Origin of the sequence: Neobacillus sp. DY30 (genome assembly GCF_030123065.1) — a bacterium.
GTDB lineage: Bacteria > Bacillota > Bacilli > Bacillales > Cytobacillaceae > Neobacillus.
On sequence record NZ_CP126093.1, the window covers coordinates 2,978,725 to 3,002,450 of the forward strand.

Below are 23,726 nucleotides of genomic sequence, written 5' to 3' on the forward strand. Positions count from 1 at the left end.
AAGGGCTTGAGTTAAAGAATAGTAGGTGATGTGGCACCTCTTTTTTTCTTATTCCATAGTTTGTTTGTGAAGTTCTGTACTTAAAGTAACGGGTGCTTTACTTCAATAAGGAGTAAGGCTTTTTTCTTCTTCAACTAAAGTGCAGTTTACTTCAAGAAGGAAAAATCTCTCATAATGAAAGAAACATAGTAATCTACGGCTGAATAATGGGAGCAGGATGAGCTGAGAGGTTCAAGTCCGGTTCTGAGAGGGGCTACTGGGGAAGTTCCAGTGGTCTAAACTCCTTGCCCAATCTAACTCGGCGAATGCCTAGAGTCTATATAAATAAGGAGAGGAACGCTTTTTGCGTACCTCTCTTTTAATTAACATTTATTCCTCCCGTAGGAACCAATCCCGTTAAAATTGCATTTCTTCTTTTTCTTTCTCGTATTTTTTATTCACTTTTTTCTCTTTTTCTTTTAATACATAGCTTAGTAAGTCTAGTACAATACGGGCTGCTACTTGTCCTGTCATGCCCGTTGGATCATATGGAGGGGCAACTTCTACTAAATCAAACCCGATTACTTCTCCTCTTTTGGAAATCCCTTTAAGCAATTCATTAACCTCATCGTAGAGGAGGCCGCCTGGAGAAGGTGTACCTGTTCCAGGGGCAATTGACGGATCGATTCCATCAATATCAATCGTTACATAATATTTTTCGCCGGCAGGAATTAGCTCCAGCACTTCCTTAAGCCCCATCTTTCTCATCTGACGCGGTGATAGGATCACGCTGCCATATGTTCTTGCTGCCTCGACGTCTTCTTTTTTGCTGCTGCTGATCCCGCGAATGCCAAACTGAAATATTTTCTGAACATGATCCAGCTCAGATAAGCGGCGAATGCAATTTCCGTGACCATACCGCATTCCTGAGCGATGATCCGCCCAGTCTAAATGGGCATCAATTTGAATCACATGAAACGGACCTATGTCTTTAAGACCTTTTCCAACTGCTGCTGTGATGGAATGATCGCCGCCTAATACAACTGGCATAGCACCTTTGGAAATAATTTTTCGGATTGCTTCTTCTGTATTCTCATGGCTCTGCATAATATCCCCGTGTACCATGTCTACATCCCCACAGTCGACAACTTTCCATTCAGGCCCAAGGTACATAATATCGTTTTCAATATCATAAGCCCCATCAAGACCGAAACTATATAATGTAGATCCTTCGCGGATTCCTCTAGGGCCCATTCTTGCTCCTGATTTCCATTGTGTACCCATGTCATTTGGCACCCCAATGACCGCCACATCTGCGTCAAGCTGGTTCAGGTTCGCACATATTGGGTATTTTCCAAAAGTACAAATGCCTGTAAAAGGTAAATTTAAAAACTGTTTTTCATCACGATTAGACATTCATGCTGCCTCCTTCTAGATTATCATCCTCGCTTTTCCTACTGCAAGGTTTTCTGCCGGTGGGCAAGTTCTTAACCAAGGATTTTAAATTTTGCTTCTATACTTTTTAAACTATTAATTTTCAATTAAAGTTGTGGTTTTCACCTCATAAGTCTTTTGAAATAAGTTCAGATAGTCTTCTTTTGTCAGATCTCTTGAATTCGCCTGAGTACACAAATGTTTAAAGGCTCCTTCGGCTAGGAAAGGGAAGTCTTCGGTATTTACATTGCCTAAATCCCGGAAGCTAGGAATGCCGATTTTATTTGCCAGCTCTTTTAACAGCACAACACCTTCGTACGCCGTTTCTTCAATAGTTTTTCCTTCAGGATTTGCCCCAAGCTTGATAGCTACCATGGCGTGCTTTTCTGGATTTGAAGGAATATTAAATTCAAATACATGTGGAAGAAAAATAGAATTCGCCACTCCATGTGGAGTATCATAGAGTCCTCCAAGTGGTTCGGCCATCGCATGTACAGCCCCAAGATCCGTGTTATCAAAGGCGATACCTGCAACTAAACTACCCAAAAGCATATTTTTCCTAGCCTCTAAATCATGACCATTTTCTACTGCTAATGGAAGGTATTTGGCTATTAATTCAATAGCATATAGTCCCAAAGCATCAGAAAGAGGTTGAGCAACTTTGCAGGTATAAGCTTCAATTGCATGTGTGAGTGCATCCATTCCTGTAGCTGCTGTAATCGATTTAGGCAATGTTAACGTCAATTCAGGATCAACAAGTGCCAGTTTAGGAGCGATTTTCAAATCTAGTATCGCCTCCTTCTGTTTCGTCAAGGTATCCGTAATGACAGAACCTCTTGTAACTTCACTACCGGTACCTGAAGTTGTCGGAATACAAATTAGTGGTGGGATATCCCGTTCTAGTAAATTTACGCCGTAACGTTCTCTTAGCTCTCCTCCATGTGTAAAAAGTGTCCCAATTGCTTTGGCTGTATCCATTGAACTTCCGCCGCCAAGACCAATTAAGAGATCGATGTTCTCGTTTTTAAACTGTTGATAAGCACTCTCGCAATCTACATCTTTTGGATTAGGTGATATTTCATCATAAACAATATAATTGACACCTTCTTGATCTAATGACTGTGTGATTTTTTCTAAAATTCCTGTTTGTGCAAGTCCTTTATCTGTAATAATAAGGGCTTTATTTCCACCTAATTCTTTTGCCCTTTTCCCAATATTCTTTACTTTCCCATTCCCAAACTCTATAGAAGTAGGCAGATTAAAATGAAAATCCCATAACATAATAAATTCCTCCTTTATTTTTTTAATATTTTGAATTTAAAAGTTGTATTTTTAATTAATTACTAAACCATTCAGTTGGCTTAACATCTAAATTAATATTGATTTGTTTTACCTCAGTAAACGTATCCAAGCCAAAGGTTCCTAACCCGCGGCCAATCCCGCTCTGCTTGTAACCTCCCCACGGTGCCTCATTATAGGCGAGGTTATAAGCATTAACATAAGTAATTCCGGCTCTTACTTTTTTAATAACCCTCAAAGCTTTGGCGCCATCTTGTGAAAAAACACCTGCTGCAAGCCCGTATGAAGTATCATTTGCCAGCTGGATTGCTTCCGCCTCATCTTTAAACTTTTGAACGACAAGAACTGGACCAAAGATTTCTTCCTGAACAATTCTCATGTCTGGTTTGGTGTCAACAAATATTGTTGGCTCAAAAAAATAACCATTTTCAAGCCCGTTACTTGTAATACGGTTGCCGCCGCAAGCTAACGTAGCCCCTTCGGCTAAGCCAATTTGAATATATTCAAGGATATTCTTCATATGGTCTTCACTTACAAGCGGACCCATCTCTGTAGACGAATCAATCCCAGGGCCAACCTGAATCTTTTTCGCTCTTTCTACCAATCTAGCAATGAACTTATCATGAATGCTCGCTTCTAACAGTAAACGGGATCCCGCATTACATACTTGGCCGGCATTGGTAAAGATCCCATTCAAAGCATAATCGATGGCTGTCTCAAAATCTGCGTCAGCGAAAACAATATTTGGCGACTTGCCGCCTAGTTCGAGTGAAAGGTTTTTAATATTTCCTGTTGCTGAATTCATGATGCTTCTACCCGTTGCTGTACTACCTGTAAAAGAAATCAAGTCCACCTTTTGGCTTTCCGCTATCTCATTTCCTACTGTTGAACCACCTCCTAAAACTAGATTTGCAACACCAGCCGGTATCCCCACTTCTTCCATGATCTCAAATAATTTGTAAGTGGTGACCGGGGTGATTTCAGCAGGTTTAAATACAAGCGTATTTCCCGCAGCAAGCGCAGGGGCTATTTTCCAGGCGCCCGTCAACAATGGAAAATTCCATGGAGCGATAAGTCCACATACACCGACAGGTTCCCGAATAACCATGGCTTGCACAGGATCGGCAACAGAATACGTTTGACCATTTGGCTTTGTCACTAACCCAGCATAGTATCGAAAGCAATTCACGGTATCAGCAATATCAAACTCTGATTCTTTAAGGGGTTTTCCCGTATTCTCAGTTTCAAGTTTGCTAAGCTCGTCTGCCTTTTCTTCAATCTTATCCGCTATTTTAAATAAGTAGGCTGCACGTTCAGATGCCGGTAAGTCTGACCAAATTCCGGAGTCAAAAGCTATTCGTGCAGTATTAATCGCCATTTGGGCTTCTTCTCTACTTCCTTGCTCAGCCTCAGCCATAATTTTACCGTTTGCAGGATTCACAACATGACTCTTATTTCCACTTAATGACTCCATCCATTCACCATTAATAAACATTTTCAACTTCAACATTTTTACAAACCTCCAGTATGTTATTTTTACCTTACCTGTTGAGGGATAACCTCTCGATCAATGTCTTGGACATTTTGTGGAATCATTTCTTTATCAAAATGAAACTCAGGAAGTGGTTTGCGGAACCATTTCGTCAAATAGACAAGATAAATCAAGCCGCATGCCATCCAGATGCCCCCGAGAATCAACGCCTCCATTTCTAAATGTGACCATAACCATATCGTAAACGCTGCGCCAATGAGTGGTAATAATAGGTACCGAATGCAATCCATAAAAGAACGCTTATGATTTCTTATAAAATAATGGGCTATAACAGACAGATTTACAGATGTAAAGGCAATTAACGCTCCAAAATTGATAAACTTGATAACTTGTTCTAGGGTTAAAGGAATAGCGAGTAAAGAAACTACGCCAATCACAATGATGCCAAGTGACGGTGTTTTAAATTTAGGATGAATGTATCCAAATATATTTTTGGGTAATACGGAATCTCGTCCCATCGCATATAACACTCGCGATGCGCTTGTGATTGAAGCGATTCCTGAAGAGAAATTACCAATAATCACTGCTGTAATAAAAATGGACTTAAATAAATTTCCTCCGACAAGCACCGCAATTTCAAGGGCTGCAGAATCAGCATGTTTGAATGAAATGCCCGGATGCACCAATTGTGCTAAGTAAGAAGAGCCAATATACAAAACTCCGATAAACAATAGCATGATAATAATGGCTCTTGGAATTGTTTTTTCGGGATCGATTGTTTCCTCTGATAAAGTGGTGAGTGAGTCAAAACCAAGAAAGCTAAAGCAAAGAATGGTAGCACCTGCCAAGATAACGGACAAGGAAACATCTGCATCAAACAATGGCTTAATTGAGAAAAGACTACCCGTCCCTACTCCTTCTGATAAACTTTTGAAGGTTAATATCCAGAAAAGGCAAACAAAAATGACTTGAGCAATAACAAAAATTTTACTCGTTATTGCTGATATCTCCACACCTAGTATGCTCGGAGATACGATGCTTGCAGTCAAAACAATTACCCACACATAATGCGGGATTCCAGGAAATACAGCATTTAAAAAGACAGTGGACATCAAGCAGGTAACCATAGGCGTTAACATATAATCAAGCATAATCGTCCAACCAACAATGAACCCAACCTCAGAATTAATAGATTTTTGCGTAAAGGAATAGGCTGAACCTGAGATCGGGTAGGCTTTTGCCATCTTGCCATAGCTGAGAGCTGTAAAAAGTATTGCTAGAAAAGCAATAATGTATGCAGTCGTAATAACACCTCTTGAGGTAACGGCAGCAATTCCATAGGTATTAAAAAACACCATGGGGTTATTCCATGCAATCCCTAAAAAAACAACCTGTGACAAAGTAAGTGTTCTTGCAAGCGCTTTCTTATTCATAACTCAACTCCCTCTGTGTTAATAAATTTAATTCTTAGATGATTTAGAAGATTTCGTATTTTTATTGTAAACCTTGTTGTTACACAAAGGTCAATAGGTGTATAATATTTTTTTTAGGGGGGTGATTTCACTGAAAATAAAGGAAAAATTAACCATTGGTGAAATGGCGAGGTTAAGAGGGGTAACAACGGAGGCTTTACGCCACTATGATCGGATTGACCTATTCAAACCTCAATATGTTGATCCCGATTCGGGGTATCGCTACTATTCTATTTTTCAATATGAAGTTTTAGGGACCATTAAAGAGTTGAGGCAACTTGGGATGAGTACGGACGAAATAAAGGATTATTTTAATGAACGTAATTTTAATAAGTCTTTGGATATTCTGAAAACCAAGCATTCGGAACTTGTTTCAAAACTGAACGAGTTACATGACTTGGAGGAAAATATTCGGGGGAAAATTGGATACTTGGAGCATGTAGCGAAAGAAAAAGAACTTCAATCGGTGTTTTTCCGCGAAATAGGAAGAAGGAAATTAATTACCTTAAATGAAAAAATAAATAATAATTTGGAACTCAGTTATGGTGTTATAAGGTTAGAGAATATGCTCACCGAGAAGACACCAATTCTGGCTAGTAATAGACTAGGCATTATCATCCAGGAAGCGGATCTTAGAGAGAAACGATTTGAAGAACCTTCCATTATTTTTGTAGTGGCAAAAAATAAAGAAAAAATACCAAAACAGTGTCAAATGACGGTTCCTGCAGGGTTATTCGCGTGTATTCGTTATAACGGGGAATTATTATGGAATCGAAGTGAAAGTTTGAGTAAGATATTGGAATATATTGATGAAACTGGATATCGCATAACCGGCGATGCGCTGCAAATTATGCACGTCGATATTACAATCACAGATAAACCAAATGAGATTACATTCGAAATTCAAGTTCCAGTTCAAATTTAGGTGCGGGAATATAATGATTGAACGAGAACGGGTTATAGAAAACTATTTTCAGTCTTGGATAAATAAAAACAATTTATTACTAAGAAAAACCTTCGACCCAACGTAGTCTAAACTGAATGTTACGGACCTGAGTATCACGGATTAGACACAATAGAAAGCTGGTTTGACGATTGGAATAAGCGAGGAACAGTTTTCGTTTGGAATATAAAGAAATTTCTTCATCAAGGCAAATTAAATGCTGTTGAATGGTACTTTAAATGTGAATATGAGGCAGAGGGTGGGGGATTTGATGGTGTATCATTAATTTAATAATGATAACTTCATAGTGAATTTAAAAGAGTTTCAATCTAAAATACCACACTATTATCCATACAAGTAAAATCAGGCCATTATGGTTCCTTATCTAAAAGTGGAGACAAGATTGTGAAAAAAATGTACTTAAGTTAACGGGTGCAAGAGTTAAATATTGGGATGGCTGCGGCGATCTCTTTTTTCTTATTGCACTAATGGAGCAGAATACTTCAATAAGAAATATGGGAGTTTATGGTATAATTTGATGCATAAGGGGGGGTGTATGTGTATAGAAAAAAAGCAAAAAACTATTTAACTTTTATACTGCTAATACTATTATTCGCACTAACAGCTTGCACTCAAAGTCCTGACTTTGAGTTGTATGGAGGAAAACCTTTAAAAATAGCGGTGGTTGGAGAAGCTCCAGAAGTAAATGAGGAACAAGTGATATTTACAGAAATCTCATTTGATGGAATGACAAGTGAAGTACTGAAGTCATATGACGCAGTATTTATCAGGGAAAATAATCTTTCAGAGGCTGCTGAAAGCCAATATGCAGACGTATACCTAAATTCATCAATTCCATTCTTTTTTATTTCAGCTAATAATCATATTCCTTTTACCGTAAAAGAAACAGCATATAATGAGTCTTGGAATTGGACTGCTGGTCAAAGCTATGCTGTTGGGATTCTTACTTTAACTGAAGATGATTCGTTAAAAAGTTGGAAATACGGTTTGTATAATGATAAAAAAACAGATGAACACATAAAAGAAGTATATTCAAGAATATTCAAGACGATAGATGAACTTAATCAATAGAATGTAAAGGCTCTTAGATTATCGACAGATACAAAATGGAAAGAGTCGGATATTCAATCTAATTTAATACATAAGTGTCAGGAAATTAGAAAAGAAATTAAAAGATTTTACAGTTGAAGATTTAAGAATAATGATTGGACAAAAAATCGGTTAGAAATATCTTGTTCTATTAGCCCTTGAAACACTTGTAACAAATCCTTTGGTTGAAGGGGATTTAGTTAAGGGAGACTTACTTGAACAAGTCTTAAAAGTCGATAATGGCACCTGGAATGAGCATGAAGGCATCTTTGGAGGAAAACGTAAATATATATAGAATAATATGGATGAAGTAACTCGAAAATTTGAAGGCAATGATACCAAAAAAAAGGTACAACCTAGGACTTAATAAAGGTTGTACCTTTTTTTATTTTTACCATGGGGGATTGGATAAATGCATATATATTAGAAGGAAAAATTGAAGGATGAATAGGGTAAAAAAGAAATAGTAATTAAACTGAAAGAGGGTATGAGGTCAATGTTTAAAGAGAACGCAATATTAAATGCTATTGTAAACGAATTTTCAAAATTACAGGAGGTAGAAGCCATACTGCTTGCAGGTTCTCACACAATAGACACTCAAGATGAAAACTCCGATTATGATTTATATATCTATTCAAATAAGGAAATTACAGTAACAAAAAGAGAAGAAATCATGAATGGTTTTTGTGATTACGTAGAGATAAATAATCAATTTTGGGAGACAGAAGATGATGGTATTATTAGAGACGTAAATACCCCAATCGAAATTATTTATCGGGATCTTGATTGGATCGATGCACAACTTGAGAGAACATTAATTAAATGTCAAGCAGATGTCGGATATACAACTTGTTTTTGGAGTAATTTCATAACGTCAGTAATTCTGTATGATAAACACAATAAGGCTGGAAACCTTCAACAAAAATACAATATTAACTATCCTGAAGCATTAAAGTTAGATATTGTAAGAAAAAATTATCCGTTGTTAAGGGACCAGATGCCTGCCTATTATTTTCAAATAGAAAAAGCCATTAAGAGAAATGATTACGTAAGCATTAACCATAGGGTGGCAGCTTTATTGGCCAGTTACTTTGACATTTTGTTTGCGATTAATGAAATGCCACATCCAGGAGAAAAGAAATTAGTAAAAATATTAAAAGAAAAAGGAGCTAAATTGCCTTTAGATATGGAAGAAAATTTAAATGAATTATTGAGCAGCATTTGCGGTTTTGACGACAGAATTTTAATCCAAGTAAATAAGCTGGCTGATAACTTAGACAATCTTTTAACTGCAGAGGGGCTTTTAACGTCAAAGCCATAATAAAAACAATACCGAGACTGAGGAAGGACGACTAGAATATCTCCGATTGTTACTAGTTATATCTATAATTATAAAAAGAAACCTTGTCAATCTTCACAAGACAAGGTTTCTTCTTTTTTCTTGAGAAAAGGTGTCAGTCCCCTTTAGTAGCCGGGAACCGAACCGTGGGAACGTCAAGTGACATGCTTTTTGGTTATTACTAACAAAGTGATAGAGTTCTATTATTGAAACTTTTTCCAATTTTAATCGTATAAATAAATGGATGATGCAAAGGAATAAACAAAAAAATTATATTGGTTGAGCAGGAAGTTTATGATTAAGGAATTCTTAAGCAGAGAAAAAGTAGAGTGCATTGGCGGTTTTACTGCAGTATATGCTGATCCAATTATGGCCCATATCAATCCAACCGAAATACATAAAAAAGATCTTTTCATTATAATAAAAAACGATTACACCATCTGGGCCACGATTGTGAAACCTGAAGGCACAGAACAACAAAATCATCAGTGGATAGAAATCCATCGGGATGACCTTAAGAGAAGAGTAAGTCCAATTATGCCAAGGACCTATTACTTTGAAATAAAAAAGGGAGATTTATTTGGAACCTATGTAATTTCGGATGATATCATTTCAAATGAGTCCTTTTCCGACAGGAAATCCTATCTTAGTGCTTTAATAGATATCAATTGGCATCATACCAGATGCTGATCCAAGAAAATGAGGTAAATACACATAGATTTATATCTTTTTGAATAAAAAAAATTAATGGTTAGTCGAAAAGATATAAGTGAATTATAATGTAAACAATAAATGTACCAAAATACGGAGGAAAAACGAATGAAATTTCCAAATGACGCGGATGGAGAGGCTTTACATAGTCTATATAAAGATGGAGTAAATTTTAAAAAACAACAATCAGTGGACTTTTTTGTTGCCGTGCCTGATAAAGCAACAGGTGAAAAATTATCGCAAGTACTAAAGAAAGAAGGATTCAATTGTTTCTTGGAGCAAGACGACGAAACGGAAGAGTGGGCATGTTGCTGCTCTAAAAGAATGTTATTAAACTATAATGAATTAATAAAAATACAGAATAAATTAAATGATGTAAGTAAACCACATGGTGGTTACTCTGACGGTTGGGGCGTTTTTGTAGATTAAAATTATTAAGGAATCAAAAAGATGCTTGTACTTGTATAGTCCTTTGATGCTTTATACGCAAGAAAGTGCCAGATATCACCCGAGAAATTGGGCGGTACCTGGCATCTTTTTTGTATGATTAAAGATAGTTGTTAACTCATTAACATAGACAAATATTCCTAATATGGTATTCTTTTGGTGTATTTAATGATTGAAAGGTTGATTGCAATGTACAATAAACAAGATTTGTTAAAGCACCTTAAAGAATTGGGAATCAACGGAAATGGAACATTACTAGTCCATTCATCCATGAAAAGTATTGGGCAAGTAGAGGGTGGGGCGGATACTGTCCTTGATGCCCTTTCAGAATATATGAAAAATGGTCTTTTGGTATTTCCTACTCATACATGATCGTATATTAAGGCGGAGAATCCTCGATTTGATGTCAATGACTCACCATCTTGTGTTGGAATATTAACAGAACTGTTTCGAAAACGTCCGGGTGTTGTTCGCTCATGGCATCCAACACATTCGGTAGCTGCTCTGGGAAAAGGAGCACATGAGTTTATCGCGGGAAATGAACAATTCGACACACCTTGTGCACGTGGATCGAGTTGGGGGAAATTACTCGATCAGAAGGCAACGATTTTGTTAATCGGAGTCGATTTACGAAGATGTACCTATATTCATGGAGTCGAGGAATGGCTTGACATACCAGGTAGATTGACAGATGAGCACGAAATGCTTTACACCATATTACCGGATAAAACGGAAATTTCTATTCCGCAAAGAAGACATATTGGTCATACCTCTGAAAAATATGAGCGAGTTGAAGATATTTTTCTAAAAAATCAAGTTATGTAAAAAGGTCAATTTGGCGATGCAACCGTAAGAGTATGTGATACAGTAAAAATGACAGATTTGCTAATTCACTTACTAAAAGAAAAACCAGATTTGTTTTCTTGATTTATAGGGTCTTTCTCCATCTATTAATCCAGCACTGCAGTATTTCAAATTGTAAAAATGGTTTGTTGTTTTAATAATAGAAAACAAAATTAGCGACGGTTTTACAGGAAAAGGGGAATCCCCTTGATGGTCCCTTGCAGCTTTTTTCTCTTGTTATTCCCGCCAATAAACAAATCAGAAAATTGACATTTCTAATCAACGTGCTAATATTAACCATGTAGGGTAATTTTTCAAATGAATAGATGAATCAAATCCGCTAGAGGTGCCTTTTTAAAAGGCTGAGATTGAAGTGCTACTTCGGGACTCTATGAACCTGATCTGGGTTATACCAGCGTAGGGAAGTGGGAAATTCGATATTTGAAGAGCAAATGCGCAATTTCAGATTTTTCGGCCACTTTCTTACTATAGGAAGTGGTTTTTTGTTGTTTACTTGATTTCATAGATAAGTAGCATTTCCAATAGGAGGTGACTTGTATTTTAACGAGTGTTAAAGAGAAAGAGCTACATATCATATCCAACGGAAAAATGGCAATCGAACAGTTAGCGGAAATTGTAAGTGATATTCATCCATATATAACTGCCATTCATATACGAGAAAAACAAAAAAGTGCTAGGGAACTATTTCAAACAGTCGAATTTTTAACAAAAAATAACATACCACTATCAAAGATCATGATTAATGACAGGGCAGATGTTGCACTAGTATCAGGGGCTAGAGGCGTTCAATTAGCCTATCATAGTTTAGATGTAGACAGTGTAAAAGAAAACTTTCCTCAGCTTAGGATAGGGAGTTCTATCCATTCCTATCATGAGGCTCTAAAAGCAAAAGAGAAGGGTGCAGATTACGTTCTATACGGACATGTTTTCCAGTCTCAATCAAAACCAGGTAAGAGTCCAAAGGGTCTTGAGGAATTAAAAAAGCTATCAAAACTAGATATTGATGTGATTACCATTGGAGGGATCACACCTGATAATACGGAGCAGGTTCTACAGGAAGGGGCAAACGGGATTGCTGTCATGTCAGGTGTTTTAGAAGCGCGTGACCCATTATTGGCAGTAAATGCTTATAATAAGGCATTAAAAAATGGAGGTGGATAAATTGGAAAATTCTTTTGATGTTGCCGTAATCGGAGGAGGAATTAACGGAGCCTCGATTGCCTATCAGCTATCAAAAACAGGAAGAAAAGTAATCATGATTGAGAAGAATCAATTGGCATGCCAAGCTTCAAGTGCTGCTGCGGGAATGCTGGCAGCACAAGCGGAGCTGGAACATGACGGTCCGTTATTCCAGATGGCTTTAAAAAGTCAGAAGATGTTTTCTAATCTCTCTAGTGAGTTATTTGAATACAGCGGAGTGGATATTGAGTATGTGAATAAAGGAATGTTAAAAATTGCAGAATCTGAAGAAATCGCATTAGAAGTAAAAAAACAGGTCACCTTTCAAAGAAAGTGGGATCCAGCAATAAAATGGCTGGATCCAAAGGAATTAAGAGAAATGGAGCCGTCCCTGTCACCTAGTCTACCTGGTGCGATGTATCTCCCGAATGATGGGCATGTGCAGCCAGCAAAGTTAACACAAGCTTTTGCTAAAGCAGCTGTCAATTTTGGTGCAGTAATACGCCAAAATACGGAGGTCCTATCTTTTAAATTTGAAAACAGTCAGGTAAAAGGCGTGATAACCACCAATGGCACCGTAAACTGTGATCAAGTTGTCGTTGCCACTGGCGCTTGGTCTGCAAAATTAATGCGTGAATCAGGAATGGAGATTAGTGTGTATCCCGTGAAAGGCGAATGCTTTTCTGTTAGGTCGGAAAAGCCGATCATTAACACAACGATTTTTTCAGACAAACGATGTTATCTCGTACCAAAACGGAATGGCGAAATTTATATCGGTGCGACCATGATAGAAAAAACATATGATAACTCCGTTTCACCAAAGGGTATCGCAAGATTAATAGAAAGAGCCACTCAACTGGTTCCGCAGATTAAGGATGCTGCATGGGAGCGAGTGTGGTCGGGAATTCGACCTCAGACAGGAGATGGCCTTCCTTATATTGGTGAGCATCCAAGATGGAAGGGGCTATTTGTTGCTGCCGGGCATTTTAGAAATGGGATTTTATTAAGTCCTATTACAGGGAAATTAGTAGCTGATTTAGTAGCAGGCAGTTTGCGAAATGATGATCTACTCTCAGCTTTTCAGTTAGAAAGACACAAAGAAACTGTACGATAGGAGGTAATAACATGACGGTAGTATTAAATGGGGAGTTAATCCAATTACCAGAACATGTAGTATTTATTTCCGATGTTCTGAAACATTATGAAGTCCATGATAGGGTCGTTATTGTGGAAGTAAACGGTGAAATTGTAAATAAGGTAGAACATCAAAGTACTAGGTTATCAGATAAAGATCGAATTGAAATAGTCCATTTTGTAGGAGGCGGTTGATATGTTAAAAATAGGTTCATTATCCTTTCAATCTCGTTTGTTACTTGGAACGGGAAAGTATCCAAGCTTTGACATCCAAAAGGAAGCGGTGGAAGTTTCCGAAGCAGAAATTCTCACATTTGCGGTGCGACGAATGAATATTTTTGAAGCAAGCCAGCCGAATTTTTTAGAACAGCTAGATACTAATAAATATAGTTTGCTGCCAAATACCGCAGGAGCGAAAACAGCAGCAGAGGCTGTCCGGATCGCAAAACTAGCAAAAGCTTCAGGCCTATGCGATATGATTAAAGTGGAAGTGATCGGCTGTGATAAAACCTTGCTTCCTGACCCGATTGAAACCCTAAAGGCAACGGAAGAATTGGTGAAGGAAGGCTTTATTGTCCTTCCCTATACCTCCGACGATGTAGTATTAGCCAGGAAACTTCAAGAAACTGGCTGTCATGCGATCATGCCAGGAGCTTCCCCGATAGGTTCTGGTCAAGGTATTATCAATCCTGTCAACCTTAGCTTTATTATCGAACAAGCGGTTGTTCCCGTTATCGTTGATGCTGGTATTGGCTCACCAGCTGATGCTGCATTGGCTATGGAAATAGGAGCCGATGGTGTGTTATTAAATACGGCTGTATCAGCAGCGAAGGATCCGGTAAAAATGGCAAAAGCAATGAAATTAGCAATTGAAGCTGGACGATTAGGCTATGAAGCCGGTCGAATCGAGAAAAAGAGATATGCTTCAGCAAGCAGTCCAAAGGAAGGAATGAGTATCGGGTGAATAATCGGTACTCACGACAAGAATTATTTTCACCTATTGGAAAAGAGGGACAACAACGAATTTACAATAAGCATGTGCTCATAATAGGAGCGGGGGCACTTGGAACAGCAAGTGCCGAAGCACTCGTCCGTGCTGGAATTGGGAAACTAACGATTGTGGATCGTGATTATGTAGAATGGTCGAATTTACAGCGGCAGCAATTATATACAGAGAATGATGCCCATAATCGAATTCCAAAGGTAATCGCTGCTAAAAATCGTTTAACAGACATTAACTCTACCGTGGACATTGAGGCAATCATTGAGGATGCCTCAGTCTTAGAACTTGAAACCTGGGCTGAAAAAGCGAATCTTATCATTGATGCAACTGATAATTTCGAAACAAGAATGATCATTAACGATGTATCACAAAAGGTTGGAGTCCCATGGATCTACGGTGCTTGCGTTGGAAGCTACGGAATATCCTACACCATTATTCCAGAAAAAACTCCTTGCCTTTCTTGTATACTAGAAACAGTTCCGCTAGGAGGATTAACGTGTGATACAGCAGGAATTATTAATCCAGCGGTTAACATGGTTGTTTCTCATCAAATAAGTGAAGCATTAAAAATTTTGGTCGGTGATTGGGATTCATTAAGGAACAAACTGGTTTCTTTTGATGTATGGAAAAACCAGTATACCAGCATAAATGTAGATAAACTGAAAAATGAGGATTGCCCCACTTGTGGTATAAAACGCTCTTATCCATTTTTATCCTTTGAAAATCAAACAAAGTCAGCTGTACTTTGTGGAAGAGATTCTGTCCAGATACGACCTTCCGTTCCTGTTGTACGTAATTTGGAAGCTTTAGAAAACCTATTAATAAATCAAGGAGGAATCGTACAGCGAAATCCTTACCTATTATCTTATTCAGTGGATACTCACCGATTAGTCATTTTTAAAGACGGAAGGGTTTTAGTGCACGGAACGAAGGATATTACTGAAGCAAAGTCGCTATACCATAAATACTTGGGTTAATTAGAATGAATAACCGTTGCCTTTGGATTCGTAGTCAGTATTCTATAGTTTGATATGTGCAGCAATGATTGAAATTCTACTCTCGGCCAAAATGAAAGAGCAGAATATCATACGAAATCATGAGCTGGAGCCGGTCATTAGGCTATGCGTTGGCAAAGCTTGCTGATTTCCTTAATAAAGGTGCCTGTGGTCAAGCCCCCGAAAAATAGACATTGGAAAATTCGACATTTATGATGCATTTTGGTAATTAAAACAATACATTTTAGGAGAAACGAATCCCATTCTTTTTTGGATTCGTTTTTCATTGTAATAACGAATATATTTCTTTAAATTATGTTGAAAAGAATCAATTGGGCTGTTGGGATAAAAACAAGGGAATTCCGTTTTTAACTGCGAAAAAAAGCTTTCAATAACAGCGATATCCCAACAGTTTGCCTTTCGTGACATTCTTGGTATGAATTGTAGCTCCTTACTTAGATTGCGGTACATGTGGGATCTGTAAACACTTCCTTGGTCGATATGGATCAGAATGCCCTCCAATGTATCCAATTTTCTCTTTTCCTGTGCTGCCTTGATGGTGGTATTTATCAATTCCTTATTAGGGCTTGAACTCATTTCAAAGGCAATCACTTCACGATTAAATAAATCCATTACTGCAGAAATATACATCTTTTCCTGTCCCATCATAACCTCAGTCATATCCGTTACCCATTTTTGATTGGGATGAACGGAGTCAAAATCCCGATCCAACAGATTTTTATAGACATAGCCTGCAGATTGTTCCTTCGTTTCATGAGTAGTTTTTGGTTGCCTCACCTTTACTTTCAAATTGTCCTCATTCATGAGTCGCGCTACTTTTTTATGGTTTATTATGATGCCTTCGGCTTTTAAAGCTCGTGATATTCTTTTGGCTCCATACGTACCCTTGTGAAGGAAATATATCCTTTTTATCTGTTTTAAATCTTGGCGTTCTTCTCCAGATGCTTGGGCTTAGGACGTTTAAGAAATGCAAAATAACCACTTGAGGAAACCCAGAGTATACGGCATAAAAGGTTGACTGGATAATCCTTTCTCAAATAAGTAATAGCTTTGAATTTCTTGCTTATTCGTTCCCTTTGAGAAAGGCCTGGAACTTTTTTAGGATTTCTATCTCCATCTCTTTTTCTTTTAATATCTTCTCCAACCCCCGGATTTGCTTTATGTCTTTTGACTGAGAAGGCTGCAAACTAGAGCGTGCATTCACAAAAGTCCCTTCTCACCTTTATCTTTAAAAGAGATTACCCAGCGATTCACTGTATCTCGGTGTAAATCTAGTTCATTTGCAACTTCAGCCACGGGCCTTTTATTTTCCAGCACTTGACACACTGCTTCCAACTTAGTTTCGACACTATTATGTGATAATTGTTTTTTCCCATGTTAATTGTCCCCCCAAGAAACTCAGATATGACGTATCTTCATCATACTCTATATGTCTATTATAAGGGGGTCCAACCACTGGTACTTGTCGGAGGTGACTAAATTCGACTGGTGACACAGGTGCCTTTTTAAATGGCGGATACTTATTTTTCTATGATAATTTTCATAGAAAAGGGTAATCTGAAGTTCTATATAAAAATATACAATATAGGAAATCTTTACCTTATAATCCTAAAAAAAACAAATTAATATTAAAACAAGTTAATTATTGGCTATGATTAATCCTATGAACGAAAAAAATCAAAGGAGCTAGACGATAATTTACCAATTAAACATGACCGAATAGCTCGTCTTATTAAAGATGGACGATTCAGCTACGCCATCACCCTTTTAAGAAGCAGTAAGACAATAGGATGACACGGAGAAGCTTGCGCTATTTTCACCATCCGAGCTAGAGTTCCTAAAAGAGCAACGCTAACCTTTGCTTTATGACCAGACCGAACTAAGGAATGTAGGCCAAGCGACATGGGAGGGTACATCACCATAAGCTGCACAGAGATCTATTGTGCATCACACACTGATCCACCCACACAAACCAAGTTTATCCGATGGCATTGGCGTAGCGAACATAGCTACTGTAACAGTTTCACAGATTTATAAAATACTGTTGATCATGTGTCGAAAAATATTATTTTAATACCATTCCAACGTGGAAAACCGTTGATAGATTAATATTTATAGAGGGAGGTGATTTAATGTCATAATATCAAGGATTTTAACAGTTTTTTTCGGATGGGAAGCACTATACCGTATGCTTAGATTATTAAACCAATTAAGTTTTATATGTACCCACCATAGTAAATGCATGCAGTTTCTCTCAATATAGTTATTTTTTTTGTGTTAAATGAATATTTTTATAAAGGAGATTACATGTTGAAAAATAAAGGAAAAAGTATGTTGAGTTATTTATTGAGTTCTGCCATTGTTATCGGCGGTATTGGGCAAACAGTGGCGGCCGAGGGTACTAACGATGCTAATCAAGGACAACAAAAGATATCTAGTGAGGAAAATGTAAAACAGTGGTTAAGTGAATATGAATTCTATGAGGATACCAGAGATGGATTAATCTATGACAAGGTTGCAATAAATGAATTAAAGCGTTTCGTAACAGTCATAAAAGAAAAGAATGCTAAGTTAGATGCAAATACACTAGATAATCTGAAGGTGGAATTGGTTAAGAACGGTGACTTAAAGCAAACAGAGATGAATGAACTTGAAATGTTTGAACAATTGATTAATCAATATGAACAAGCCGTTCAAGGAGAGTATATAAAAGAGGTGGCTCTTAAAAGTGACCTGCTCTTGGATATCAAACATAAGTTAACCATCTATCTATGGGGCTATGCAACAAATAACGATTTTAATGAACCAACGGAAGTATTACTAGCTGATATACTCTTTAATTTTTATTTATCGGGTAAAATTGTCAATAAAAATGCGATCGGTATCTTAAAAGATATCTCAGATCAATTGAATCAGAATGGAAATAAAATAAATGCTCATTTGAATAACGCTGTGAAAATGACTGAAAAAGCTAATGAGTTTCTTGATAAAGATCTAGGTATCCCTGCAGCAAAGTCCTATGAAAATGCATACAAACAAGTATTACACGGACTTGAAAAAGCAGGCTATACATTAAACACAGAATTCTTTGAATCTACTACTGACACGGACGGTGACACGATAACAGATGGAATAGAATTCCAAGAGGGAATGAATCCATATAAAAAGGATACAGATGGAGATGGATTAGAGGACAATATTGAATATGAGATAAAATCAACTATTTCCCCAACAAAATCTGATACTGATCAAAATGGCATCAGTGATGCAGATGAAGATAGTGATGGAGACGGTCTGAAAAATATAGATGAGCAGGTTCATAAAACAACTTTGATTAAGAAAGATTCCGACCAAGATGGTTTAACAGACGGGTTTGAAGTACAACAGTTTGATTCAGTACCTATTAAGGATGATTCAGATAGCGATGGATTAAGTGATGGAGATGAATTGGCTTTAAAGACCAATCCGAATGCTGCAGACAGTGATAATGACGGGGTCACGGATTCACAAGAACTCCACAAACAAACGATTCGTCAATCCTTTCATCAGCCGGAAATATCAGAGATTACTAGTGTAGAAGTTAGTTTTAATGCAACGAATAATGTGAATAAAACGACTAGAATTACAACAAACAAAGGCAATATGAAAACAGCTAATTTATACGGTCTCATTGGTGCTCCTGTAAGGATCAATACTCAATCAGAATTTGATAAAGCAAGCATTATCTTTACTTATGATGAAGCACAGCTTGGGGACACATCGGAACAAGATTTAGGCGTCATTTGGTATAATGATGAGAAGGTAATGTTTGAAAGCCTTACCTCTGTGTTAGATACGAGTAAGAATACAATCAGTATAGAAACTACTCAGCTTAGTGAATATATGATTGTTGATAAGAAAAAATGGCTGGAGCTTTGGAATAAGGAAACCGTCTCCTCCAATAAGCTTGATGTTAATAGAGATGATCCAGGTGATGGAGAGCTAGATTCAGATGGGGATGGCTTATCCGATACTTATGAAATAGAAGGAATGAAAACACCATACGGAATCATCTACACGAATCCTGGCATGAAAGATACTGACGGAGATGGTTTATCCGATGGGCAAGAAATGGGTCCACTCAGAACATTCACGTTTGAATTTTTTGGCATTACGATTCATTTTGAAGGATTCTTTCCAACCAGTTTACCTGACCAAAAAGATAGTGATGGAGATGGAATTTTTGATAATGAGGATCCAAGACCATTGACCTCTGATTTATCCAATTTAGTTATATTTCAATCAGATAGACCCGAAGGTTATGATGAAAATGGAAATGTAGCGAATGATATGAAAACAGATGATTTTACAGGAGATGAAATGACGGACATTAGCTGGATGTTCCATCTTCAATTACTTGAATCACATTTCCCAGGTATACTATTTGATGAGTTCGAGATGATGTCAACAGACTTATTTTCTACGGGTGAAATGGAAGATGTGATCTTAGATATGATTGATCATTTTGAGGAGGGAACGGGTTCAGATTATAGTAATCAGACTTTAACAAAAAAAGCTAGTGAGCATGAAACAACAAAAGCCTATGTTGAATTTGTTAAAAATGCTTTAGTTGATGAGCTAAAGAAAAATGGAGGCAATTTGGCAACACTTCGGTTTGATAAAAGTACAAAAGCAACGAATAATTTTTATCAAAATATACAGGATAATGCTTCTTACCCAACGTTTAGCAGCTGGGATGATAGAATAGGCGGACTTACCATTACTGTAAATGATACGTGGGGGAATACGATATCGGTAAAAGATTTTTCAGTAGAGAACAATCACTTTAAAGGTGTCATGCATGTTCGTTTATATGATCACTTTGGGTTAGACAAGCCAGATGTGGAGAAAATGTATGTTAACTTAGCAGGATTTCGTGCTTGGTTTGTCTTACAGCATTATAATGAATATGATGGAGAATATAAACCCTTTGTTAGTTTAATGGAAATGGATATACCATTCGAGGGGGAATTGAGCAATTAAAGTGAAATTAAAAATACTAGTTTTGATGATTGGTACATTCTTCATTTCATTCTACATAATTGGATGTACAAAGAATGAGGAATCAAGCGGGGAAACAAAGATTTTCGAAATTGCCAATACAGAACAGGTCGTTGGTAATAAGGATGAAGAAGTGGTGACTCTTAGAAAGCATTACATGATTCTGAATCCACCAAAAGATTTAAAAGAATTGAAAGAATTAGTTGAAAAATACAATAAGAATCATCCAGTTGAAGGTGATATGAACGTAATAGAAGGAAAAAATAGGATTTTTTATATGTCCTTCTATAGGGAAAGTGACGATTTGCCAAGAGACTGGCAGCCTGATGAAAGTTACATGAATACGGATCGGATGGAACATCATAAACATGATCTCATTGCATCGATCATTTGGTCAGATGTTGAACCACAAAAAGAATACAATGTTTATGATAAAAGTAAGGAAGGTAAGGTCCTGAAGCGGATGCATTTTATTGAGGATAAGCTTGTTGAATGATACACTATCCATAGACTAACATATAAAACAGAGGTGCTAAACACAGACCACCGGTACATTTGTACGTTATATAGGACATACAATAAAATGAGAATATGCCATAATAACAAGTGTTTTCTACTTCGGTAGAAGGCGCTTTTTTTTCATTAATAATTCGTTATCGTACCAGAAGGCGCTGCTGTTTTATATACGTTGTTTGAATACGGGATAACCGTTACCGTTTACATAGCCCCTGAAATAATCGGTAAGTTCTATCGGTTGAATAATAAGAGTGTGTTTCGGTTACACAAATTAGAATGACTTTATCAATTTTAAGATAAATTAATAATTATCATTATACAGGCTTCAGATAAAAAGTAACCCCGAATGCCCTCATTATATTAATGTTGTTATTCGGGGTAAATACATTTTCAGAGTTAAATTAGGAGGCTAAACCAAATGGGGAAAACGTTACGCAAAGTATTGGGTTGCGGTGAATGAACAAGATGAAGTGGTAGGTGGTGTGGGTATTGCACCATTTGGTCAGAAGACTGGGATTTGCGAGTTGCAAAAGCTATATATTACTCCCAAAGCCCAAGGTATGGGGTTGTCAAAGGAATTGATGAAAGCAGCACTCGACTTCGCCAAGGAACACTATACATACTGTTACCTAGAAACAATGAAGAAACTCCAAAAAGCAAATCTCCTGTACAGTAAATTAGGTTTCCAACAACTTGATAAACCGATAGAGGGTTCAGAACATAATGTTATGGATGCCTGGTATTTAAAGAAATTATGATAAAGGCATGCTATCAAGAAATATGACTATTAGTAAAAGGCAGCGGAGTATCAAAATAGGTGATTTTATTTTGGAATAGCAGGGTTATTATGGCGTAATGATAAAGGTAGAAAGGGGAATTGGAATATGAATAGAAAGAGAGCTTCTCGAAATAAGCTACGAATTTTTACGATTCTACTTTTAATGTTAGCCGTAATCATTGGAGTTTATTATGCAATCAAAGAAAATGATAGCGAACAGACGCCAGTTAAAGAAAGCCCAAATATAACAAAGCCATCCGATAGCATAGTGGATTCAAATCTTGAGAAATTAGTAGAAGAAACATTTACCTTATCGAAGGTAGGTAAGGTTCCGAACATTCCCTTTGTTTCCGGTAAAACAGAATGGAAGGAAGTAACCAAAGAATGGGGAAAAGCAGACCATATTTCGGAAACTGCTAAAGGCAGGTATGAGGAATATGAAAGTCATCATTCTACAATCGGCTATGTGGATCAGACTGTAAATGATATACGATCTAATGATTCTGAACTTCAAAATATTTCTTTAAATGATATTCAGAAAACGGGTGGAGAACCCGATGACATTCGATACTATAAAGATTCAACGCATGACCAAATGATACTTGTTTATCATGGAACCACTTCTACTGAATTATTATGGGTTTTACCAGTAAAAACAGAACAAGAGCCCAATCCTAAAGTTGACCATATTTCACTCTATACACCGCTTGAAAAAATACCAAATCAACAAGAAAACCCAACCATTTCAGAAGTACTTTCTAATATGAGCTTAGAAGATAAAATAGGGCAGATGATTCTTGCTGGAATTTCCGGGACCACTTTGGATACAAACGCAAAAAATTTAATAAGCCAATTCCATGTTGGGGGAATTATTTTTTACAAAAATAATTTTGAAACTCCGGAACAAACCGTTCAACTTGTGAATCAACTGAAGGCTGGAAATAGCTCGAACCTACCGCTTTTTTTAAGCGTTGACCAAGAAGGAGGAAAAGTAACAAGATTGCCAGGAGGTCTTGTAAACTTTCCTCCAAATAATCAGATTGGAGAGGTAAATGATTCTGAGTTTTCTTATAAAGTCGGATCACTTTTAGGCTATGAATTAAAAGAATTTGGATTAAATCTCAATTTTGCACCAGTACTTGATATTAACAGCAATCCAAATAACCCTGTTATTGGGGTTCGATCATTTGGGAACCATTCGGAAATTGTAAGTACACTTGGCATTCAAACGATGAAAGGGATTCAGTCGCAAAATATCATCCCTACAATCAAGCATTTTCCTGGACATGGAGATACATCGGTTGATTCTCATCTGGAACTCCCAATTGTAAATAAAAGCCTTAAGGAACTGAAAGAACTAGAGTTAATTCCGTTTAAACGTGCGATTGATGACGGAGCAGATGTTGTGATGGTCGCACATATCTTATTGCCTGAATTAGATAAAATCAATCCAGCGTCCATGTCAAAAGCTGTTATGACGGACATTCTTAGAAAACAACTTAATTTCACAGGAGTAATCATAACGGACGATATGACAATGGGAGCCATAATAGAACATTTTGATATTGGCAAAGCAGCGGTAGAATCAGTAAAGGCAGGAAGCGATATTATTTTAATAGGACATGACTATAATAATGTTGTAAAGATTACTTCCTATTTAAAAACGGCTGTTGAAAATGGTGAAATTTCCGAACAAAGATTAAATGAAAGTGTAGAAAGAATTATTCAACTAAAAAGGAAATATAGCTTGAACGATAATAAAGTAGAAAATCCTAACATCAATGAAATCAATCAATCCATCAATAGTCTTCTGAATCATTATTTACATGAATGATTCAAATATCTTTGTTGTAGGTTAAAAGTTTAAATGTAAAGCCTAGTTTATTTGGACTAGGCTATTTTTTATTATGGAAAAATCAAAACATACAACAATCTATATTAAAAGAAGTAAAAAAAAAGCCATTTCAAAG

General features: G+C 37.0%; 17 protein-coding genes, 5 pseudogenes and 1 riboswitch. Of the genes and pseudogenes, 16 read left to right on the forward strand and 6 right to left on the reverse strand.

What is annotated here, in order from left to right:
- Positions 1–396: 396 nt before the first annotated feature.
- From speB to QNH29_RS14380, 4 genes are all read right to left on the reverse strand, one after another.
- Positions 397–1,395, reverse strand: coding sequence for an agmatinase (gene speB / locus QNH29_RS14365; protein ID WP_283865426.1), 999 nt, complete (start codon positions 1,393–1,395; stop codon positions 397–399).
- Positions 1,396–1,509: 114 nt separating this feature from the next.
- Positions 1,510–2,694: an iron-containing alcohol dehydrogenase gene (locus QNH29_RS14370; protein ID WP_283865427.1), complete on the reverse strand. Its 1,185-nt coding sequence runs from the start codon at positions 2,692–2,694 to the stop codon at positions 1,510–1,512.
- 55 nt (positions 2,695–2,749) lie between these two features.
- Complete coding sequence (locus QNH29_RS14375) at positions 2,750–4,222, reverse strand: aldehyde dehydrogenase family protein (protein WP_283865428.1); 1,473 nt, start codon at positions 4,220–4,222, stop codon at positions 2,750–2,752.
- Positions 4,223–4,248: 26 nt separating this feature from the next.
- On the reverse strand, positions 4,249–5,637 hold the full coding sequence (locus tag QNH29_RS14380; RefSeq protein WP_283865429.1) for an APC family permease: 1,389 nt from the start codon (positions 5,635–5,637) through the stop codon (positions 4,249–4,251).
- Between the two features lie 121 nt (positions 5,638–5,758).
- On the opposite strand from QNH29_RS14380, the gene QNH29_RS14385 reads away from it, so the two are divergent.
- From QNH29_RS14385 to QNH29_RS14435, 12 genes and pseudogenes are all read left to right on the forward strand, one after another.
- Positions 5,759–6,601 (forward strand): MerR family transcriptional regulator, encoded by an 843-nt coding sequence (locus QNH29_RS14385; RefSeq protein WP_283865430.1) that lies wholly within the window; start codon positions 5,759–5,761, stop codon positions 6,599–6,601.
- A 576-nt stretch (positions 6,602–7,177) separates the two neighbouring features.
- Entirely contained in the window at positions 7,178–7,711 is a 534-nt protein-coding gene (locus QNH29_RS14390; protein ID WP_283865431.1) for a hypothetical protein, read from the forward strand.
- Positions 7,712–7,877: 166 nt separating this feature from the next.
- Positions 7,878–8,024 (forward strand): annotated as a pseudogene (locus QNH29_RS30425) (contact-dependent growth inhibition system immunity protein); the annotation flags it as partial.
- A gap of 201 nt (positions 8,025–8,225) precedes the next feature.
- Entirely contained in the window at positions 8,226–9,050 is an 825-nt protein-coding gene (locus QNH29_RS14395) for a nucleotidyltransferase domain-containing protein (protein WP_283865432.1), read from the forward strand.
- A 312-nt stretch (positions 9,051–9,362) separates the two neighbouring features.
- Positions 9,363–9,758, forward strand: a complete 396-nt coding sequence (locus tag QNH29_RS14400) for a hypothetical protein (protein WP_283865433.1) — start codon at positions 9,363–9,365, stop codon at positions 9,756–9,758.
- A gap of 129 nt (positions 9,759–9,887) precedes the next feature.
- Complete coding sequence (locus QNH29_RS14405; protein WP_283865434.1) at positions 9,888–10,208, forward strand: ribonuclease E inhibitor RraB; 321 nt, start codon at positions 9,888–9,890, stop codon at positions 10,206–10,208.
- Between the two features lie 207 nt (positions 10,209–10,415).
- Positions 10,416–11,153, forward strand: a pseudogene (locus QNH29_RS14410) (AAC(3) family N-acetyltransferase).
- 248 nt (positions 11,154–11,401) lie between these two features.
- Positions 11,402–11,510: riboswitch (TPP riboswitch) on the forward strand.
- 108 nt (positions 11,511–11,618) lie between these two features.
- Positions 11,619–12,251 carry a thiazole tautomerase TenI gene (gene tenI / locus QNH29_RS14415; RefSeq protein ID WP_349654903.1) on the forward strand — a complete coding sequence of 211 codons (633 nt, stop codon included), beginning with the start codon at positions 11,619–11,621 and terminating at the stop codon, positions 12,249–12,251.
- 1 nt (position 12,252) lies between these two features.
- Positions 12,253–13,383 (forward strand): glycine oxidase ThiO, encoded by a 1,131-nt coding sequence (gene thiO, locus QNH29_RS14420; RefSeq protein ID WP_283865435.1) that lies wholly within the window; start codon positions 12,253–12,255, stop codon positions 13,381–13,383.
- An 11-nt stretch (positions 13,384–13,394) separates the two neighbouring features.
- On the forward strand, positions 13,395–13,598 hold the full coding sequence (thiS, locus tag QNH29_RS14425) for a sulfur carrier protein ThiS (RefSeq protein WP_283865436.1): 204 nt from the start codon (positions 13,395–13,397) through the stop codon (positions 13,596–13,598).
- Between the two features lies 1 nt (position 13,599).
- Positions 13,600–14,367 (forward strand): thiazole synthase, encoded by a 768-nt coding sequence (locus tag QNH29_RS14430; RefSeq protein ID WP_283865437.1) that lies wholly within the window; start codon positions 13,600–13,602, stop codon positions 14,365–14,367.
- Entirely contained in the window at positions 14,364–15,383 is a 1,020-nt protein-coding gene (locus QNH29_RS14435; RefSeq protein ID WP_283865438.1) for a thiazole biosynthesis adenylyltransferase ThiF, read from the forward strand. Before QNH29_RS14430 ends, QNH29_RS14435 begins: the two co-directional genes overlap by 4 nt.
- Positions 15,384–15,611: 228 nt before the next feature.
- Here QNH29_RS14435 and QNH29_RS14440 read toward each other — a convergent pair.
- Positions 15,612–16,343 (reverse strand): annotated as a pseudogene (locus tag QNH29_RS14440) (IS3 family transposase); the annotation flags it as partial.
- A gap of 279 nt (positions 16,344–16,622) precedes the next feature.
- A pseudogene (locus QNH29_RS30430) lies at positions 16,623–16,760 on the reverse strand (transposase); the annotation flags it as partial.
- A 969-nt stretch (positions 16,761–17,729) separates the two neighbouring features.
- On the opposite strand from QNH29_RS30430, the gene QNH29_RS14445 reads away from it, so the two are divergent.
- From QNH29_RS14445 to nagZ, 4 genes and pseudogenes are all read left to right on the forward strand, one after another.
- Positions 17,730–20,444: a DUF3289 family protein gene (locus tag QNH29_RS14445; RefSeq protein WP_283865439.1), complete on the forward strand. Its 2,715-nt coding sequence runs from the start codon at positions 17,730–17,732 to the stop codon at positions 20,442–20,444.
- A gap of 1 nt (position 20,445) precedes the next feature.
- On the forward strand, positions 20,446–20,958 hold the full coding sequence (locus QNH29_RS14450) for a hypothetical protein (RefSeq protein ID WP_283865440.1): 513 nt from the start codon (positions 20,446–20,448) through the stop codon (positions 20,956–20,958).
- 448 nt (positions 20,959–21,406) lie between these two features.
- Positions 21,407–21,736, forward strand: a pseudogene (locus tag QNH29_RS14455) (GNAT family N-acetyltransferase); the annotation flags it as partial.
- A gap of 126 nt (positions 21,737–21,862) precedes the next feature.
- Entirely contained in the window at positions 21,863–23,590 is a 1,728-nt protein-coding gene (gene nagZ / locus QNH29_RS14460) for a beta-N-acetylhexosaminidase (protein WP_283865441.1), read from the forward strand.
- Positions 23,591–23,726 lie beyond the last annotated feature (136 nt).

Coding starts and splice junctions, on each gene's coding strand:
- QNH29_RS14370 (WP_283865427.1), bottom strand. CDS start 2,694: ATGTTATGGGATTTTCATTTTAATCTGCCTACTTCTATAGAGTTTGGG.
- QNH29_RS14395 (WP_283865432.1), top strand. CDS start 8,226: ATGTTTAAAGAGAACGCAATATTAAATGCTATTGTAAACGAATTTTCA.
- QNH29_RS14445 (WP_283865439.1), top strand. CDS start 17,730: ATGTTGAAAAATAAAGGAAAAAGTATGTTGAGTTATTTATTGAGTTCT.
- nagZ (WP_283865441.1), top strand. CDS start 21,863: ATGAATAGAAAGAGAGCTTCTCGAAATAAGCTACGAATTTTTACGATT.
- speB (WP_283865426.1), bottom strand. CDS start 1,395: ATGTCTAATCGTGATGAAAAACAGTTTTTAAATTTACCTTTTACAGGC.
- QNH29_RS14405 (WP_283865434.1), top strand. CDS start 9,888: ATGAAATTTCCAAATGACGCGGATGGAGAGGCTTTACATAGTCTATAT.
- QNH29_RS14375 (WP_283865428.1), bottom strand. CDS start 4,222: ATGTTGAAGTTGAAAATGTTTATTAATGGTGAATGGATGGAGTCATTA.
- QNH29_RS14380 (WP_283865429.1), bottom strand. CDS start 5,637: ATGAATAAGAAAGCGCTTGCAAGAACACTTACTTTGTCACAGGTTGTT.
- thiS (WP_283865436.1), top strand. CDS start 13,395: ATGACGGTAGTATTAAATGGGGAGTTAATCCAATTACCAGAACATGTA.
- QNH29_RS14430 (WP_283865437.1), top strand. CDS start 13,600: ATGTTAAAAATAGGTTCATTATCCTTTCAATCTCGTTTGTTACTTGGA.
- QNH29_RS14400 (WP_283865433.1), top strand. CDS start 9,363: ATGATTAAGGAATTCTTAAGCAGAGAAAAAGTAGAGTGCATTGGCGGT.